This window comes from Desulfothermus okinawensis JCM 13304 (assembly GCF_054654515.1).
This window is the reverse complement of record NZ_BAAIEW010000004.1, coordinates 1-18,140: the sequence shown is the minus strand read 5'-3', so window position 1 is coordinate 18,140 and position 18,140 is coordinate 1. Positions and strand designations below refer to the sequence as shown.

The 18,140-nt window shown below is 36.6% G+C and carries 15 protein-coding genes; 5 read left to right on the top strand and 10 right to left on the bottom strand.

Annotated features, from left to right (window positions below):
• Window positions 1-5 precede the first annotated feature (5 nt).
• The 7 genes from mraY to mraZ form a co-directional block, all read right to left on the bottom strand.
• Window positions 6-1,082 carry a phospho-N-acetylmuramoyl-pentapeptide-transferase gene (mraY, locus tag ACYQ0O_RS02610; RefSeq protein WP_459890355.1) on the bottom strand — a complete coding sequence of 359 codons (1,077 nt, stop codon included), beginning with the start codon at window positions 1,080-1,082 and terminating at the stop codon, window positions 6-8.
• Complete coding sequence (locus ACYQ0O_RS02605) at window positions 1,083-2,477, bottom strand: UDP-N-acetylmuramoyl-tripeptide--D-alanyl-D-alanine ligase (RefSeq protein WP_459890353.1); 1,395 nt, start codon at window positions 2,475-2,477, stop codon at window positions 1,083-1,085.
• Window positions 2,468-3,901, bottom strand: a complete 1,434-nt coding sequence (locus tag ACYQ0O_RS02600; protein ID WP_459890351.1) for a UDP-N-acetylmuramoyl-L-alanyl-D-glutamate--2,6-diaminopimelate ligase — start codon at window positions 3,899-3,901, stop codon at window positions 2,468-2,470. The genes ACYQ0O_RS02605 and ACYQ0O_RS02600 overlap by 10 nt, the downstream gene beginning before the upstream one ends.
• 18 nt (window positions 3,902-3,919) lie before the next feature.
• A complete protein-coding gene (locus tag ACYQ0O_RS02595) occupies window positions 3,920-5,773 on the bottom strand; it encodes a peptidoglycan D,D-transpeptidase FtsI family protein (RefSeq protein ID WP_459890349.1) in 1,854 nt (617 codons plus the stop codon).
• Window positions 5,774-5,859: 86 nt separating this feature from the next.
• Window positions 5,860-6,123, bottom strand: coding sequence for a hypothetical protein (locus ACYQ0O_RS02590; protein ID WP_459890347.1), 264 nt, complete (start codon window positions 6,121-6,123; stop codon window positions 5,860-5,862).
• Entirely contained in the window at window positions 6,120-7,082 is a 963-nt protein-coding gene (gene rsmH, locus ACYQ0O_RS02585) for a 16S rRNA (cytosine(1402)-N(4))-methyltransferase RsmH (RefSeq protein WP_459890345.1), read from the bottom strand. Before rsmH ends, ACYQ0O_RS02590 begins: the two co-directional genes overlap by 4 nt.
• 1 nt (window position 7,083) lies before the next feature.
• Complete coding sequence (gene mraZ / locus ACYQ0O_RS02580; protein ID WP_459890343.1) at window positions 7,084-7,539, bottom strand: division/cell wall cluster transcriptional repressor MraZ; 456 nt, start codon at window positions 7,537-7,539, stop codon at window positions 7,084-7,086.
• Between the two features lie 283 nt (window positions 7,540-7,822).
• Between mraZ and ACYQ0O_RS02575 the strand changes: the two genes are divergently transcribed.
• The gene (locus ACYQ0O_RS02575) at window positions 7,823-8,458 is read left to right on the top strand and encodes a class I SAM-dependent methyltransferase (protein ID WP_459890341.1); all 636 of its coding nucleotides are present in this window, start codon (window positions 7,823-7,825) and stop codon (window positions 8,456-8,458) included.
• On the opposite strand, the gene ACYQ0O_RS02570 is transcribed toward ACYQ0O_RS02575, so the two are convergent.
• The 3 genes from ACYQ0O_RS02570 to ACYQ0O_RS02560 form a co-directional block, all read right to left on the bottom strand.
• Window positions 8,451-12,866, bottom strand: coding sequence for an acyl-CoA dehydratase activase (locus ACYQ0O_RS02570; RefSeq protein ID WP_459890339.1), 4,416 nt, complete (start codon window positions 12,864-12,866; stop codon window positions 8,451-8,453). The genes ACYQ0O_RS02575 and ACYQ0O_RS02570 overlap by 8 nt on opposite strands.
• A gap of 35 nt (window positions 12,867-12,901) precedes the next feature.
• Window positions 12,902-13,894, bottom strand: coding sequence for a putative ABC transporter permease (locus ACYQ0O_RS02565; protein ID WP_459890337.1), 993 nt, complete (start codon window positions 13,892-13,894; stop codon window positions 12,902-12,904).
• A 155-nt stretch (window positions 13,895-14,049) separates the two neighbouring features.
• A complete protein-coding gene (locus ACYQ0O_RS02560) occupies window positions 14,050-14,967 on the bottom strand; it encodes a glycosyltransferase family 9 protein (RefSeq protein WP_459890335.1) in 918 nt (305 codons plus the stop codon).
• Between the two features lie 183 nt (window positions 14,968-15,150).
• On the opposite strand from ACYQ0O_RS02560, the gene ACYQ0O_RS02555 reads away from it, so the two are divergent.
• From ACYQ0O_RS02555 to ACYQ0O_RS02540, 4 genes are all read left to right on the top strand, one after another.
• Entirely contained in the window at window positions 15,151-15,396 is a 246-nt protein-coding gene (locus ACYQ0O_RS02555; RefSeq protein WP_459890333.1) for an RNA-binding regulator, read from the top strand.
• Window positions 15,397-15,703: 307 nt separating this feature from the next.
• Window positions 15,704-16,261: an endonuclease NucS domain-containing protein gene (locus tag ACYQ0O_RS02550; protein WP_075069241.1), complete on the top strand. Its 558-nt coding sequence runs from the start codon at window positions 15,704-15,706 to the stop codon at window positions 16,259-16,261.
• 567 nt (window positions 16,262-16,828) lie between these two features.
• Window positions 16,829-17,551, top strand: coding sequence for a rhomboid family intramembrane serine protease (locus ACYQ0O_RS02545; protein WP_459890331.1), 723 nt, complete (start codon window positions 16,829-16,831; stop codon window positions 17,549-17,551).
• A gap of 34 nt (window positions 17,552-17,585) precedes the next feature.
• The coding region (locus tag ACYQ0O_RS02540) for an SDH family Clp fold serine proteinase (protein WP_459890329.1) at window positions 17,586-18,140 on the top strand (555 nt) is incomplete at its 3' end.

Here is an 18,140-nt window from a genome sequence, read left to right as displayed (position 1 = left end):
AAAACCTATCTCAATTTTAAGGTGCTAAGGGCCAACATTGCAAAGAGTATGGATAAGATCCAAAACCTCACAATAATCTTTGATTCTGGTATTCCCTCCAATTCAAAATGGTGGTGAATAGGTGCCATTTTAAAGACCCTCTTCCCACCAGTCCATCTAAAGTATGCCACTTGAATAATTACAGAAAGGGTCTCTATTACAAAAAGCCCTCCAACTATTGGCAATACCAGTTCCTGCTTGCACAAAATTGCCAAAAAACCTAAAGTACCTCCCAGGCTCAAGCTTCCAACATCCCCCATAAAAACCTGGGCGGGGTATGCGTTAAACCATAAAAATCCAAGCCCAGCGCCAACCAATGATGCACAAAAAACAGTGACCTCACCCACCCCTGGCACATAGGCCACCTGGAGATAATTGGCTATTTTCACATGTCCAGCCACATATAAAAATATAGCCAAACAAGAGGCCACAATAACAGTTGGGCCAATGGCCAACCCATCAAGCCCATCTGTTAGATTCACTGCATTTGAAGACCCCACCACCACAAAGATAGCAAACAAGACATAAAACCATCCAAGATCAGGATGTATCCATTTAAAAAAAGGAAAATAAAGTCTACTTGAGTAACCAGGAAGTTTTATCAAAAGGGCTAAGGCAATCCCACCAATAATCACCTGGGCCCAAAACTTAGTGCCTTTTGTGAGGCCCATATTTCGTCTGCGGACTACTTTTAAATAATCATCTACAAAACCTATCAAACCAAAACCCACAAACACAAAAATACAAAGCCATATATATGGATTTGTTAAATCTGCCCATAACAACACCGAAATCAAGTGGGCAAATGCAATAAGTATCCCTCCCATTGTAGGTGTACCTTGTTTAGTCTGATGTATGACCACATCTTCCTGAATATATTGTTTTACCTTTAACCCTTTAAGAAATTCTATAATCCTAGGTCCCATATATATGGCTATTATAAGAGAGGTTAGCATCGCATAGATGGATCTAAAAGTAATGTATCTAAAAATATTAAAAACAGAAATATAATGAGATAGAGAGAAAAGAAAATGGTACATCATTTATTTAAATTCACCTTTAGATTTTATTTTTAATATTAACTGTTTTACTATAGTTTCTAACCTAACACCCCTTGAGGCCTTCGCTATAATAGTACCCATATTCAAATCCATTGACTCAAATTTTTTTAAAAAATCAATATCATCTTCAATTTTATAGATAGGCATCTCATTTTTAATTGATAGCACACCTTGCTTTACTTCTTTATAAAAATTTCCTTTATAGAATAAGATATCTACATTGCTGTTTCCCACTAGTCTTCCTAAATTTATGTGTTCTTCTAAGGACCTATCACCTAACTCCAACATGTCTCCTAAAATTGCAATCAAAGGTCTTTTTATCTCTATACTTAATAAATCCCCAAATAGCTTCTTCATTGCCATTGGGTTGGCGTTGTAACAATCATCTAATATAAAAAAATTCCCAACCTTAATCCATCTATTTCTATGCTCAGGCAATTTAACTTCAGCTATACCCTGTTTAATATCTTGCAAATCAACACCTAAATTATATGCAATTGTGGAGGCAGCTAATATATTTTCTGAAAAGGTATTTAAATTTAGAGGGCTAATAACATCTATTTTATTTCCATCTAAATTCAAACTGAATACACCAAACATATCTTCATTTAATCCATTATACCTTACACTATAGTTGGTGCCTTCTCCAATATATACAATATTTATATCTCTCTTTTTGCATTCTTTTACCAATTCAGGATAACCAGAAGTTATTACAGCAAATCCCCCTGGTCTTATAAAATCTAATATCTTTGATTTTTCCTGGGCAACTCCTTTAATTGAGTGAAGTCCTTCCAGGTGAACCGGGCCTATATTGGGTATACACACAACATCAGGTTCAACAACTTGGGCCAATTTTTCCATTTCGTTTTTATTACTTATACCCAATTCTAAAACCCAGAAGTCTTCATTCCCTTGAAATTCAAAAATTGAAAGGGGAATTCCTATATGGTTGTTCCAGTTTTTAAAATTCTTTCCTGTCTTGTGACTTACAGACAATATTGAATACACAACTTCTTTGGTGGAGGTTTTTCCGCAACTACCTGTAATACCTATTACCTTTCCCTGAAACTTTGCCCTTAAGTGTCTGGCTATATGCAGCAAGGCGTCCTGGGTATCCCTGACTATAATTATTGGTAGACTTTTTTCCAATTCCCGTAACATCTTCATGGACACAATTGCCTTGGCGCCCCTGGCTACAGCCTCTTTGGCAAAGCTGTGACCATCAAATCTATTGCCTTGTAAGCATACAAATAGATCCCCTGGTTCCACTAGACGACTATCTGTTTTAATGGAACCCAATACAGTATCTTGAAACTCCATGTAATTTCCAATGGAGCCTAGTATTGAACCAAGTTCATATAGCCTTAATTCCATGAATCCAATATCTCCAAAACCACTTTTTTATCCCTAAAGGGATACCTGACCCCTTTTATTTCCTGGTATGTCTCATGCCCCTTTCCTGCTATAAGGAGTGCATCATCCTTTTCCATTATCTCAATTGCCTTTTGTATGGCCCTTTTTCTGTCCACTTCAACTACCAAGGGTTTAGAGCTGTTTATTCCAGGAAGTATATCCTCAATTATCTTTTTTGGATCTTCAAATCTGGGATTGTCAGAGGTAACCACAATTACATCGCTGTATTTGGATGCTGCTTCTCCCATTTTGGAACGTTTATCCCTATCCCTGTTACCCCCACAACCAAAAACCACGATGGTCCGTTTAAAGTTCATATCCTTCATAGCCATAAGCGCCCTTGCCAGGGCATCAGGGGTATGGGCATAATCAATGTATACATTTAACCCTTTACTATTTTCCACCTTTTCCATTCTCCCTGGTATCTTAAAATTCTCCTCAAAACACTTAAACACTTCATGCTTAAGTCCCATTGCAAGACCCACTCCCTGGGCTGCAAGGAGGTTATATACATTGTGTGTTCCAATAAAAGGAGTCTGGATCTCCCACTCTCTAGTTTCATATGAAAATCTAACTTTCTGCATCCCTCTAAAACTGCTGAGTATGTGTGCGGAAATGGATTTTTCCATATTTTTACTGGAAATTGTGTAACCTATTATTTTTTTATCAAGGACATTTACAAGTTTTTGTCCATAGGGATCGTCTAAATTAATAATAGCAGTACCCTTGTGTCTCAAATATTTATAAAAAAGCTTTGCCTTGGCAGAAAAATAATCTTCCATATCCCTGTGATAATCTAAATGGTCCTGGGTGAGGTTTGTAAAAACCGCAAAATCAAACTTGAGCCCAGCCACCCTATCCTGGGCAAGACCATGAGAGGATACCTCCATTATTATGGCGTCCACCCCCTGTGATCTCATTTTTGCAATAATTTCATGTAATTTCATGCATCCTGGAGTGGTTAAAACACTATCTTCCACATAATCTAACCACCTATAATTTACTGTGCCAATAACACCCACCTTAAGGCCAACATGGGTAAGTAAGTGTTCAAGGAAATAGGACGTGGTTGTTTTCCCATTGGTCCCAGTAATTCCAATTAGAATAAAATTCTGCTTTTCAGTCCCATAATAAGCAGCAGCAAGATCACCAAGGGATCTCTTGGGATCTAGAACTGATACAATTTGTACATCCTCTATTTGGGGAATGAGATCCTTGTGTTCTGGTCCAACAACAAAATATCTAGCTCCATTTATACAGGCATCCTTTACAAACCTCTTGTTTTCTTCCAATACAATAAACAAATCACCAGGTTCTACTTCCCTGGAATCTATCCTGACCCTTAGACCCTGCCTAACCTCTTGTTTTAAGGCCTCCCAATCCATAATATGAGTATCCGTTTTTTAATTTATTCCCATCCACAATATAATTTTTCTACCTTTTATGGGCGATCCTTGTTTTGGATATTGTTTTACCACCACAGGACCAACTCCCTTTACCTCAAAAACCATTTTGTCCTTTGATAAAATTCCCATGATCTCCCTTAAACACATACCCCTAAAATCTGGCATTTTTGAACCATTTAACCTCAATTTATTGGACAAGTTCTCATGGGTCTTTTTTCCATTATTGGGGTTAGAAGGCTTTACAACACCCTGATTAAAATGGACCTGCACAGAAGAATTATCCAGAGGAAATATACCCTTAAAAATTTCCCTTACAATAGGTGCAGCAACCACCCCGCCATATATGTTCTCTTTAGGCTCATCAACTAAAACAAATGTGAGATATTTGGGATCTATAGCTGGATAAAGTCCCACAAAACAAGCAACATATTTGTCTTTACTGTATTTACCATTCTCGACCTTTTGAGATGTTCCAGTCTTGCCACCAATTTCCATTCCAGGAATTCTCGCCAATCTACCTGTCCCGTCCTTTTCCACCACATCTTTTAATACCCCTAAGATGGCGTCACTCACCTCCCTAGAGATTATTCTTATATCCCCTGCACCATCCTCGCGTTCATTTCCCATAGTAAGCCTAAGGGGTTTTAAAATACCGTGATTTGCAATTGCAAGATAAGCCCTAACAAGTTGCAGGGCTGTTGTTGATATCCCTTGGCCAAAACTAATATTTGCAAGATCTACCTTATTCCAACGAGACACATCCCTCAGCAGCCCTTTGGCTTCACCGGGTAAAGGAAGATGGCTTGTACTTCCAAAGCCAAACTTTTTTAAAAAGGTAAAGAGTCTTGGGGCACCAAGATCAAGCCCAATTTTCGCTGCCCCAATATTACTGGAATATCTAATTATCCTGGATACAGAGAGCCATTTGTGCGGGTGTGTGTCCCTGATTACTACGTCTTCAAACTTCCACTCACCCTTTTCACAATAATATATTTTATTTAAATCACATACTTTATTCTCCATTGCCGCTGCAACAACCAAGGGTTTTATAGTGGAACCAGGTTCAAACATGTCCAGGGCTATCCTGTTCCGCCACACTGTAGGGGATGAATGTCTAAAGGAATTTGGATTAAAAAAAGGATATTGGGCCCAGGCCAAAATATTACCTGTTTTTACATCTACCACCAAGGCCATCCCATAATTCCCTTTATTCTTCTTTACCCCTAGTGCCAGTGTTTTTTCACAAATGGTTTGTATCCTGGAATCTAAAGTGAGAACCAGGTTTTCACCTGCCATGGTCCCAGTAAGCTGACCCGGGGCATATAACAGGTGTCCTTTGCCGTCCCGCTGAACTAAGAAGTATTTCTTTTCACCTGAAAGTTGCCTGTCAAAGCTCTTCTCAAGACCCTCTAGCCCCTGGTTATCAGTTCCAACAAATCCAATTAACTGCCCAGCCATTATTTTTTGAGGATATACCCGTGCAGTCTCTTGTGTTAAATGTACCCCTTTTAAACCAAGTGCTTCAATTTGTTGGGCCTCTTTATCTGAGATACGCCTTTTTAACCACACAAATCTTCTCTTTGTTTTAAGCTTTTTTTTTATATATATTGGATTTAAACCCAAAATCTTTGCCAATTTTTTGCTGGTACTATCTAAGTTGTCAATTTCCTGGGGTACAACAAAAACTGAATTTAATATCACACTGGTTGCAAGTAATACATTGTCTGATGTAAAGATATCCCCTCTTAGCCCATGGAGTAGCTCTTTTTTCCAATATTGGGACCTGCTCCTATTTAATAGGTCTTTTCTCCAGATTATTTGTACATAAAATGTTCTTATCCAAAGAATCAAAATGCCAAGGAATAGTAAAAAAAATATTATTTTTATCTTTATATTTATAGTGAATAAATCCGTCTTACTTTTTCTTGACAAAAACATTATTTTATCTTTCTGACTCTTGATGGATCAATATTTTCCAGGTTCAGCTTCTTCGCTATTTCCCTGAGCCCATAAGGAGAAAAAAGTACACTTGCTTCGGTTTCTAGCTTATCATGTAATTCTTTTTTTTTTCTATATTCTAATCGTAATTTGGACACTTCATACTTAATTGATATTTCTGTTACATTCATCCACGTGATAAAAAAACATAAGATTATGGTTACAACAACCTCTAATAGACAAATTACAATATATTTTTTCATAAGACTTCTGCAGCCCTTAGTTTTGCACTCCTTGCCCTTTTATTTAATTCCACTTCATAATCACTTGGAACAACTGGTTTTTTAGTTAGGACCTTCAATCTTGGAACATGATTACAAGTACACAAAAGTTGAGATGGAGGACAAATACATCCCCTTTGTTCTGTTTTAAAAAAGTGTTTTACTATCCTGTCTTCAAGGGAGTGAAAGGATATGACTACAATTCTTGCCCCTGGCCTTAAGTAATCAAGCACCTTGGATAGAAATTCCTTAAGCTCATCTAGTTCCCTATTAACAGCAATCCTCAGCGCCTGAAAAGTTTTTGTTGCTGGATGCCTTCTAGCTGTTCTCCTCCACTTCCCAGGATATGCCTCTTTGACAATTATTGCCAACTCCTCTGTGGTTTTTATTGTCCCAGATCTCCTTCTCTCTACAATTTTTTTTGCAATCCTACCTGCCAAGGGTTCTTCACCATATTCTTTGATTATATCTCTTATTTCTTCATAAGAAGCAAAATTCACTATATCAAAACAACTTTTCTCATCTCCTGTATCCATTCTCATATCAAGGGGACCTGGCAAATGAAAACTAAACCCCCTTTCTGGAGTATCTACTTGATAAGATGAGACCCCAAGGTCCAGCAATACCCCATCTAGCTTGCCCCAACCAATACTCTCTATTATGTCAAAGACCTTTGAAAAACGTGAATGTCTGAGGATAACCCTGGATGTATATCCCTTTTCCTCTATATTTTTTTTTGCGACTTCTAATATCTCTTTATCTCTATCTACCCCTAAAACAAAGATATTCCCCCCTGATGAATCCAACATTGCTATTGTGTGACCAGCACAACCAACAGTGCCATCTAAATAATATCCACCTTGCCTGATATTTAGATATTTAATTACTTCATCTGTTAGAACTGGAATGTGCACTTTATTTTGACCATAAAGCTCACACATCTTAAATTTTCAACTCATATCCATTTTGATACAAATCATCAATAAGGGAGTCAAAATCTTCTTCCACCTTACTAATCTGCATCTCAAACCTCTCCTGATCCCAAATTTCAAACTTGTGTCCCACCCCAGCTAAAACAATGTCCCTATTTAACCTGGCGTACTTTCTTAAATGTGGGGGAAGGAGTATCCTCCCCTGACTGTCCATGACCACCTCTTTTGCCCCAGATATAAAAAACCTCTGAAAATCTCTAAGTCTACGATTTAACAGGTTTATTTCATTAAAACTCTGTTCCAATTCAAGCCACTGGGGATATGTGTAGCCAACCACACATCCATCCAGATTGGTTAACATTATGCGACCACCTTCATCCTGAGATAAAACAATCTCCCTGAACTCAGGAGGAAGGATTAATCTACCCTTGGTATCTAAGGTACGATAGGCATGTCCTCTAAACATTTCCACTAATCTCCACTTACCTCCACAATAATCCCAAAACCTGTATATTTGTCAAGTGGATTTTGTAAAATGAACGAAACAATTAAAAAAAGTGTTTACTATCAAAAACTTACAATTAACTTTTTGATATTATTACAAAAATTGTCAGTTAGTTGTATTTTGATGATTCACAAATCTATTGACTGGTGGGTGGTCAGGAGTTACTTGTGTATTAACCCGAGTTTATCTTTTTTATAAACCTGGGGTAACTGAAAACTTTTATAGATTATCAAAATAATCTTTTATGGAACTTAATGTTAAAATCAAGGGCAGGTCATATGTTATATCAGGTCCCATGGACCTGGAGGGTTTTTGGGAGGAACTATCTAATAAAGATGAGTTATCTGATGATAAAATACCATACTGGTGTGAACTCTGGCCATCGTCGTTGTTGTTGGGAAAATTCATCCTAACTAATCCACACTTGTTCAGGCACAAGACATGTTTAGACCTTGGGTGTGGGCTTGGCCTTTTGTCCATTATATTAAAATTTTGCGGTGCAAGGCTAATTAGCCAGGATCTGTCCTATAGATCCCTTATTTTTTGCAAAAAAAACTTTCAAAAAAATAGGATAGAAAGCTCCCTTTGTATCCAGGGGGACTGGAGAGAGGTCTGTTACAAGGAAAATTCATTGGATATAATTGTTGCATCAGACATTCTGTATGAAAAAAGATTCCATGAACCCATTTTAAATTTTATTTTAAAGACCCTAAATAGGAAAGGGATATTTTATATATGCACTCCCAAAAGGCACAGGACATTTGATTTCTTTGACACAGCTAAAAAAAAAGGTGTACACTGTACCCTTATTAAAAAAAGCACAATCCCTTTAAAAAATCAGAAAAGTAACATCTATTTATGGAAATTAAAGCTTATTTAAGTCTAATTTTGGTCTTATCCCAGGATCTCAGTTTCCACATCCATGTCTTCCACTTTTCAATATCCAAAAAGATATGATTATTAATGGCCCTCATGTCATATAACCATATCTTTGGGATCATATCAATTCCAGCCCTGATAAGTCCATTTTTGTGTTTCTTTTCTTCAATTTCAGTGACCTGGGTAAGCATTATATGGAGCCTATTTAAGACATTTACCTCACTTGTTCCAGAATCTAGATCTATTGCAAGTAAATTTAAATCTGGAAATAGTTCCTTGAGCCTATTTTCCACGCCCTTTCCAGTAATGTGGTTTGAAATACACCCAAAGGGCTGCAAACAAATTATATTATTTACGCCCCTCTTTAACATTGAAATCATCTCAGCAGTGAGCAACCATCCTTCCCCTGCCTGGTTAGCTAAACTGACCACATCCTCTGTTAGCCCTGCCAGCTTCCTCAGTCCCAGGTCCCTTTGAGCAAATCTAAATTTTTTAAATATACGCTCAACCTTGTGCAAATAAAACCTTGAATAGATCTCCAAGATCCAGTGGTGGATTAAATCTTTAATTGATTTCTTAAATAAAACCCTCTGATCATATGCCTCGTTTATAAACCGTTGTGCGAAGAAATTCTGAATAGGAGGCAATTCAACTTCTACGCCTTTTGATGTGAGCCAATCTATAATATTTTGATTGGAGAAAAAATTATATTTTACAAAAATTTCCCCAACCACTCCTATTTTTGGAACATTGAGCCTCTCCAATGGAAGATTATTGAACTCATTTACTGCCCCATCCAATATATTAAGCAAATATTCAAAATCTCCTTTTTCTATCCCCTCACCTATTTTCTTCAGATATAGAGAATGTAGGTATTTAGCCGAGCCCTTTATCCTCTCCCTTGGCGCAAGGGCTAGATACATCCTGGCCAAGCAGTCTCCGAAGATTACTCCCATGCCCATTCTTTTAAAAAAGTCATCCCTATCAATTTCAAAGCCTGGCTGAGGATTTATTTCTTCATTGGCAATTGCAACTATTGGAACATCAGAATAACCCATTGCACACAGGGCCTTTTTCACCAGGGAAACATAATTGGAAGCCCTGCACTGTCCCCCAGTTTGGGTTAATATTACCCCTGTTTTAGATGGATCATATCTTCCTGACTTAAATGCCCATACAATATCCCCTGCTACCAATATTGCAGGATAACACATATCGTTATTTACTGACTTAAGCCCCCACTCCAAAGAATTCTGACTCTGGGGCGGAAGTACTTCAACCCTATAGCCAAGGGGCTTAAAACCGTATGGAATCAGAGGTGAATAAAATGGAGAAAAATAAGGCACTATAAGCGTCCTTGTCCTGTCTTGCTTTTGAAATACCCTGTATGAAGTCTTTTTTGTAGCAGTTTTAGTACCTTCTTTCCTTTTATTCCTAATAGTGGCCTCAAGCATTGAACGAAGCCTTATCTTTACAGCTCCTAAATTTGCAATCTCATCCATTTTTATCAGGGAATATATCTTATTGTTCCTATCAAAGATCTCTTTTATTTCATCACTAACTATTGCATCAGGACCACAACCAAATGATGTTAAATGAACAGCGTCTATAAAATCTGATTTGCAGATTTTTTTTGACACAGCATAAAGCAGGTTGGAGTATTCCCACTGGGTGAGCACATTTATATCCTGTAGATTTTGCTGGTTATCCAAAGGATATGCCCTTTCACTCATAACGTGTACACCAAGATTTGCAAGGAGTTCATCTATACCGTGATTTATAAGTGGATCAATATGATATGGTCTGCCCATTAAAATAACTATTCTTCTATTTTCTCTTTCTGATTCAACTATTAAATCTCTTCCTAATCTTCTAAGCTCTTCCCTGTACTTTTTCTGCTCCAATAGGGCATTATCAACTGCATTTGAAACCTTTTTATATGGAATTTTATATTTTTTAAAGAACATATAAAGTTGATCTTTTAATAGATCTAAATTTTTAAAACTAATTGGAGGGCTATCTATTTTAATATCCAGACCATCTGTTATCAAGCTGCTTTTTACAACATCAGGATATCCAGTTACCACAGGACAATTATAAGTATTAAATGTGCCTTTAAACTCAGTAGATTCATAAACCACTATTGGATAAAAAATCCTGTCAACACCCCTTTGTATAAGATTTAATATATGACTGTGTACTATCTTGGCAGGTACACATACATTTTCTGACATTACATACTTTAATCCCATTTCATAAAGGGCAAAATTTGAAGAAGAAGAAAGCTCTACCTTAAATCCCAGTGAAGTTAAAAGGGTACACCAAAAGGGAAACTCTTCATACATATTCAGGACCCTGGGTATTCCATAGGTAAAAATTGGTTCACTTGAAGGTAAATACTCCCTATTAAACAACATCTCCCTCTGCTTTTTTACTAAATTTTTTCCCTTTTTACCAAATTCATTTGCATCATTTGTAAATATCCTCTCACACCTGTTTCCAGTATAAAATATCTTGTTGTTTTTAAATTTCATCTTTAAGACCTGACACCTGTTTTCACACCCCTTGCAGTTGACCTCTTTTGTTTCAAATTCCACCTGAGATGTCATATCGCCCATTTCAATAGGACTAAACCTGGATGGCTCCTGTTTATATTCCTCTAAGGCAAAAAGGGCAGCACCATAGGCACCCATGAGTTCCACAATATCTGGCCTTACCACCTCTTTCCCTATTATCTTTTCCAACGCCCTTAAAACCAAAGGATTTTTAAATGTCCCGCCTTGAACCACTATTCTCTCGCCCAAATAGGAAATATCTTTTAATTTTAAAACCTTATACAGGGCATTTTTTATAACTGAATAAGCCAGACCTGCAGATATATCAGAGACTGAGGACCCTTCTTTTAGGGCCTGTTTCACCCTTGAATTCATAAAAACAGTACACCTTATTCCAAGATCATAGGGAGCCTTACTAAAAAGACCTATTTTTGCGAATTCCTCAGCAGAATATCCCAAAGATTTGGCAAAGGTTTCTATAAACGACCCGCACCCAGAGGAACAGGCCTCATTTAGTTGGATGTCCACAATGGCCCCTCTCTCTATCTTTATGGCCTTCATGTCCTGACCACCAATATCTAAGATAAATGAAACATCTGGTTCAAAGTAGGAAGCAGCCATAAAATGTGCCATTGTTTCAACAAGGCCCAAAGGGATAGAAAACGCTGCTTTTATTAAAGATTCCCCATAGCCAGTTGCACATGCGCATACAACCTGAGGTCTAATTTTCAATGATTCAAGGCTGTCTACAATCTTACTTACTCCTTTTGTAACAACTGAAATTGGGTCCCCATTATTAGGCCCATAAAACTTTCCAATTATTCTCTTATTTTCATCAATGACCACCAGCTTGGTAGTAGTTGATCCAGAATCAATACCTAGAAAAAGGTGATCTCCCAGATCTCTAATATCCTCTAATTTTGGCACCATAAATTTATCGTGTTTTTCCTTCCAGTTATTAAACTCTTCCTCATCTTCAAATAACACTGGTAAGGAAGAACCCTTTTTTATCCTTTGTGAACATTTTCTGGATTCACTTAACCTATCCATAAGTTCTTTAAAACCAATTGGTGCCTTGGGACCAGGTACCAAGACACTACCCTTTGCAGGTATCAAGTAGGAAGTATCATCTAAAATCATATCCTCGTCAGTTAGGCCAATAATATTAGCAAAGGCCTTTTTCAAATTTTTGCAAAAACTAAGGGGTCCACCGCCAAGTAACACTTTTCTCTCTATTGACCTTCCCCTTGATAGGGCACTAATCACCTGATAGGCCACTGAATGAAATATGGAACCTGCTATATCTTCAATGGGCACCTTTCGACTTAAAAGGGCCTGAACATCTGTCTTGGCAAATACCCCACATCTGGAGGCAATTGGATATATATTTTTTGCTTTTCCAGCAAGGTCATCTAATTCTTCCAAAGTCACATTTAGAAGAGATGCCATTTGATCAATGAAGGCACCAGTACCCCCTGCACACGCTCCGTTCATCCTCATATCTGGTCTAAAGTCCTTGTCAAAAAAAACTATTTTTGAGTCCTCTCCCCCAATATCAACAAAGGTCTTCACTTGAGGATAGTTGTTTTTCACATAGTAAGTTGCTGCAACTACTTCCTGGACAAAGGGAAGATTAAGTTCTTCACAAAGGCCCATAGCAGCTGAACCTGTGAGGGCAATATATAGTGAATCAGATTCTAAAAGATCTTTATTTGCTTCTAACTCAGAGATAAGCACATCTCTTACCCTTGCCCTATGTCTCATATATCTGTGAAATATTACATTTAATTCCTCGTCATATACCACAATCTTTGCAGTTGTAGAGCCAAGATCAATACCTATATATTTTGCCATGAAAAAATGCCTCCCAAAAATTTCTCACTCAAAAATTATTTAGACATAATTAAATTTTCTATTTCATTTTTAAATAGATACTTTCTAAAACAGGGGAGATAATCCCTAAAAGAACAAAAACTATCTACAATTGACACAATTAAAGACTCCCAATACATGGGAGGAGTTAGGGTCAACGGCCACATGTGCTTTTTTATTATATCCTCTTCTTTTTTAGATAGAGGATATAGTTTTTTTGCATTTTCAAGGGAAATTTTTGGATGTCTAAAACCATGGAGCCTTGGTCCCTCCCTTAACCAATCGTAATAAAATAGATCATGCAACATCGCCCCCTTAACTGTGGACGATACATCCAAAGACATCTTTCTGGCAATTACAAAACTATAATATGCCACTTCCATCACATGCATAAGCCTTGTCTTATCCCTATGATGAGATGCCTCATTTAATTTTAATATAGCGGGATTTCTTAGATAATCCAAAACAATGTCCAAAAATTCCCTTTTTAGGACTTCCTCCTCCTTTTCACTAAAAAAATGCTCCCTAAATACCCTTGAAAAATCAACTACCATACAGAGTATCATACCAAAACCAAAGATTATCTTAGTTGACAGGGGAACATGAGTCAGAAATTTAGTATACCTTGGATAGATAAAGTAGTCAAAAAATAGAGCCAAAATAGTCCAGTAGATAGAAAACTTAAGACAAATAAGCCCTTTATAATTAAATTTGTTTTCAGTATAATCCCACAGTCGTATATTAAACAACTTAAGGGCAATCGCCCCTGATATTAACTCAAAAGTCGTTGTGATAAAACCATATATCAGTGTTTTAAAGACAATATTTAAGTTACCTATAAGGTTGGCCACTACACATAAAACCAGTGCAGCAGTTCCATACAATATCAAATATGGTCCTTTTAAGAGTCCTGGATTAATAAACCTTTTATTTACAAATGACCTGTAAGTAACTTCCAACAACCAACCTAGCACTGAAAAAAGGGAAAAGGAAAAGAGGATATTTGTCATAAGTTGACTCCTATTTTTTTCAAATTGAGTATATTTAGGAGGGGTAAAAAAGAGAACACCAGAACAGACAGATTGACTAAACTGGAGAACAAATAGTTTCTTTATATGGGGATGTCAAGGCAGATTGAATGCTTAAAAATCCCTGGATCTGTCTTTTATAAAAGGCCACGTATGCTATCCCACACCATCTCCCAACTTATACTTCTAAGACACAACATCTTATCACATTTAATATCTATAATGGACGTGCAAGGAGAACAATCCATATTTGGTGATATTACTAAAGAGTCTATTGGTGCCCATAATTTTGGATTTGTAGGTCCAAATATAGTTATGTTTGGAACACCATTAAAACCAGCCAGGTGCATTGGGCCACTGTCATTTCCTATAACCAATTTAGACTCCAATATTGTCTTCTGTAATGTCTCAAAATCTTGAGATATTATAACAGGGAATCTAGATAAAACTTTTAGGTCTAACCTCTCTATCTCAACAGGACCAACCACAAACCGAACTTGCTCTCCCATGGACAATAATGCATCTGCTAATCCCATAAAATTTTCTATAGGCCAGTTTTTGAGTCTATGTCCTGAACCTGGAAAAATTGTTATAAAATTTGAATTTTGTGTCCCAACAAAATAAGATTCCCATATTTTCTTCCAATCTACAGGATGTCTAAGTCCCAAATCCACCAAGTGGTTAAGGTATTGTCTCCAAACTTTTTCTTCTTTGTCATCTAAAATTCCTTTAAAAAAGACCAAATTATTGTATTTTTTGCTTGTTATAATTTTTTTTAACACAAACCAAATAATTAAACACTCGTCAAATTCTGATGAAAGTTTCCCATTTGAATATATCTTGTCCAGATGTATCCTATATTTCCACGGAAGAATATTTATATTTAAAGGTCTTATCCAATAATTATAATGTTGTTTTCCGTAAAAAAAATATTCAATTTTATTTTTAAAAATTGTTACTATGTTACAAATACAGGGCCAAATTTGCAAAAAATCACCAAATGCCCCTTTATGAACAAAAATTATTTTTTTGTATTTATCTATTTTCACATTCATTTACCTACTAACGTTTACTGTAAAAGTTTAAATTTACAGATTAAATTAGTCAATATTTAGAAATAAATAATAAAAAATTATTTTTTATTTATTTTAATTGACATTATAACTAAAATGTGAAAGGGTCTTTTCAGTTGCTTACACATGTGTAACTTTTAATTTATTTTTTTAGGAGATTTTTTTATGAAGAATTTGTATGTGGGAAATATTCCTTACAACGCAAGAGAAGAACAGGTAATGGAACTTTTTTCTGAGTATGGCGAGGTTCAGTCCTTTAATTTAATCAGGGACAGGGAAACTGGAAGGTCCAGAGGTTTTGGTTTTGTTGAGATGGACAATGAAGGAGCCAATAGGGCAATCGAAGGCCTCAATGGAAAAGAGTTAGACGGACGCAGACTCAGAGTAAACGAAGCAAGATCTAGAAGATAAAATATATCTAGTGGAAGGTTTTAAAAAGCCACCTCAAATTCGGGGTGGCTTTTTTTTATTGAAGCCACCCAAAACGGGGAACATTAAGTTTGTCAACTGTCTCACATAGTTCCGCCACTCATCCCCTTGAAATTGGTGTTGCTCTGAGATACATTCAAAAAAAATACTCGGACATAAACAAGTGTATAATCAGAATGTACCAAGCTAAACTTGTGTAACACGGATTTAGCAGCTTACTTCGTTGGCCCAAATGCTTTGCACTTAGCAAAACGTAGAAACTTTATACCTCATTTTCAAGGAGAAATAAATGAGTTCAATAACTGAAAATCAACGATCTGAAATCATTAATTTAATACAAGAAGGGCAATTAAGCAGAGAGAAAATCGCTGAAAAGGTGGGGGTATCTCCTGGAACAGTTAGTGCAATAAAAGCCCATTTAACAATGGGAACATATACCGAATCTTTGGAAGCTGAGGAAGTCATAGAGGCCACAGAAATAACTTTTGGACTCGAGCGTGACCTTCAGAGAGCTCTTCTCTTTAATATTGAACAGCTTGAGCAAGGACTTAAGATTATTGATGAAGGTAAAGAATTAACAACAGAAGCAGGTAGAATTGATATTACTGCAATAGATCAACAAGGGACTATTGTGGTCATAGAACTTAAAGCTGGGTCTGCAACTCCCAATTCTATTACCCAAATACTCTCTTATATGGGTGCCATTGGTGAATCACAAAATAAACCTGTCCGGGGTATTTTAGTTTCAGGTGATTTTCCTTCTCGCGTAGTCTTTGCTGCACGTGCAGTGCCTAACCTCCAGTTAAAGAAATACAGTTTCAAATTTTCATTTGAAGATGTTAAGTGATAAAAGATGTATCAACATCAAATAACACGCCATATAAGCTACTTGCTAATGCCCTTGCCCCTAGACACTACTCTTTCGGTGGAAACGTCTTATATTCTGGGAATGGTAGAGGATATTGGTCTAACCGATGCAAATTAACATTGTAAAGGAATTAATCTAAGTACAGACGAGATAATGGAATCCATGGGGACACTACACAGCTGTCTTTGCTGGCATTTTGGTAAAAGAAAACCTGGACGTTTTATAGAAGAACCTACCTCACCCCAAGCTGAAATATTCTCTGACTTTTGATATAAAATAAAGAGTGGGGTCTTACAAAAAATATACAACTAACTACTTGATATTAGTTATTATTTACACTAAAATCAACTTAAAAAAGTGAAAGTCCTGTTAATGACATTAGGTCCTATTTACACGAGATAAAGGAGTTAGAATACAACTATCACTTCAACATATATTTTACTTAAAAAAGGATTTACACAGTTACTGAAATACCCTAAAAAACACATTGACATTTTAAATTTGTTTCTTAAAAGTAAATATGGTAATCTCTTACAGGAGTATCTTATGATCCCAATAAAAGACATAATCCCCAGAAGACAAACACCTTTTGTTACTTATTTTCTCATAGCAATTAATACTCTAATCTTTTTTATAGAAGTATCACTTCCCCCAGATGTTTTAAATTCTGTTTTTTATATCTTTGGTCTTGTGCCAGCAAGATATACCCATCCAACGTGGGCATATTTTGTTGGGCTACACATAGACAATTACTGGCCATTTTTAACCAATATATTCTTACATGGCAGCTGGTTCCATCTAATCAGTAATATGTGGGCGCTGTGGATATTTGGTGATAATGTTGAGGACAGAATGGGACACACAAGATTTCTTATTTTCTATTTGTTATGCGGGCTCTTTGCCAGTTTAACCCATTTTATCTTTAATGCAAATTCCACTATACCTGCTATTGGTGCATCAGGTGCTATCTCAGGTATTATGGGTGCATATATGATCATGTTCCCAACCTCTAGAATTATTACCTTAATTCCAATTTTCTTTATTCCATACTTTATTGAGATTCCAGCCGTGATATTCATAGGATTCTGGTTTTTATCTCAACTAATATCAGGTACCTTTTCAATATTTGTTGGCCAAAATGCAGGAGGGATAGCCTGGTGGGCCCATATCGGTGGTTTTATATTTGGACTTATAGTTCACAGACTATTTAAAAAGTCCTATTGCAGGGAATGTTATCCAGACGAGTTTTATTATAGATTTTTATATTAAATTAAATTTAAATTGCCAATAACGGAGGACTACCATGACCTTTAATGAATTATTCTGGCTCTTTTTTATGATAGCGGCACTACAGCCAATTTTAAAGCAAAGGCTAATAGAGTCTGCAAGGCAAAGACTAATAGCAAAAATAGAGAAAAAAAGAAATTCAAGGGTAATCCTGCTGGTACACAGACAGGAGACCATGAGCTTTTTGGGATTTCCTGTATACAAATTTATAAATATTGATGATTCTGAAGAAGTGCTCAGGGCAATTCAAATGACTGACAAGGACATGCCAATAGACCTTATTTTGCATACACCAGGTGGACTTGTTCTTGCTTCTCTCCAGATAGCCAGGGCACTAAAAAAACATCCAGGAAAGGTCACTGTATTTGTCCCCCACTATGCCATGAGTGGAGGAACATTGATTGCCCTTTCGGCAGATGAAATTGTTATGAGTGAAAATGCAGTCCTCGGTCCTGTTGACCCCCAACTGGGCGAATTGCCAGCAGCATCAATTGTAAAACTATTGGAGCAAAAAGATGTAAATAAAATTGAAGACAGGACATTAATCATGGCGGATGTTGCCAAGAAAGCA

Bases quoted from the DNA above. Each gene is read 5' to 3' on its own strand.
- ACYQ0O_RS02555 (WP_459890333.1), top strand. From the start codon at position 15,151: ATGAAGAATTTGTATGTGGGAAATATTCCTTACAACGCAAGAGAAGAA.
- ACYQ0O_RS02560 (WP_459890335.1), bottom strand. From the start codon at position 14,967: ATGAATGTGAAAATAGATAAATACAAAAAAATAATTTTTGTTCATAAA.
- mraY (WP_459890355.1), bottom strand. From the start codon at position 1,082: ATGATGTACCATTTTCTTTTCTCTCTATCTCATTATATTTCTGTTTTT.
- rsmH (WP_459890345.1), bottom strand. From the start codon at position 7,082: ATGTGTGAGCTTTATGGTCAAAATAAAGTGCACATTCCAGTTCTAACA.
- ACYQ0O_RS02600 (WP_459890351.1), bottom strand. From the start codon at position 3,901: ATGGATTGGGAGGCCTTAAAACAAGAGGTTAGGCAGGGTCTAAGGGTC.
- ACYQ0O_RS02565 (WP_459890337.1), bottom strand. From the start codon at position 13,894: ATGACAAATATCCTCTTTTCCTTTTCCCTTTTTTCAGTGCTAGGTTGG.
- ACYQ0O_RS02575 (WP_459890341.1), top strand. From the start codon at position 7,823: ATGGAACTTAATGTTAAAATCAAGGGCAGGTCATATGTTATATCAGGT.
- ACYQ0O_RS02550 (WP_075069241.1), top strand. From the start codon at position 15,704: ATGAGTTCAATAACTGAAAATCAACGATCTGAAATCATTAATTTAATA.
- ACYQ0O_RS02590 (WP_459890347.1), bottom strand. From the start codon at position 6,123: ATGAAAAAATATATTGTAATTTGTCTATTAGAGGTTGTTGTAACCATA.
- ACYQ0O_RS02545 (WP_459890331.1), top strand. From the start codon at position 16,829: ATGATCCCAATAAAAGACATAATCCCCAGAAGACAAACACCTTTTGTT.
- ACYQ0O_RS02570 (WP_459890339.1), bottom strand. From the start codon at position 12,866: ATGGCAAAATATATAGGTATTGATCTTGGCTCTACAACTGCAAAGATT.
- ACYQ0O_RS02605 (WP_459890353.1), bottom strand. From the start codon at position 2,477: ATGGAATTAAGGCTATATGAACTTGGTTCAATACTAGGCTCCATTGGA.
- mraZ (WP_459890343.1), bottom strand. From the start codon at position 7,539: ATGTTTAGAGGACATGCCTATCGTACCTTAGATACCAAGGGTAGATTA.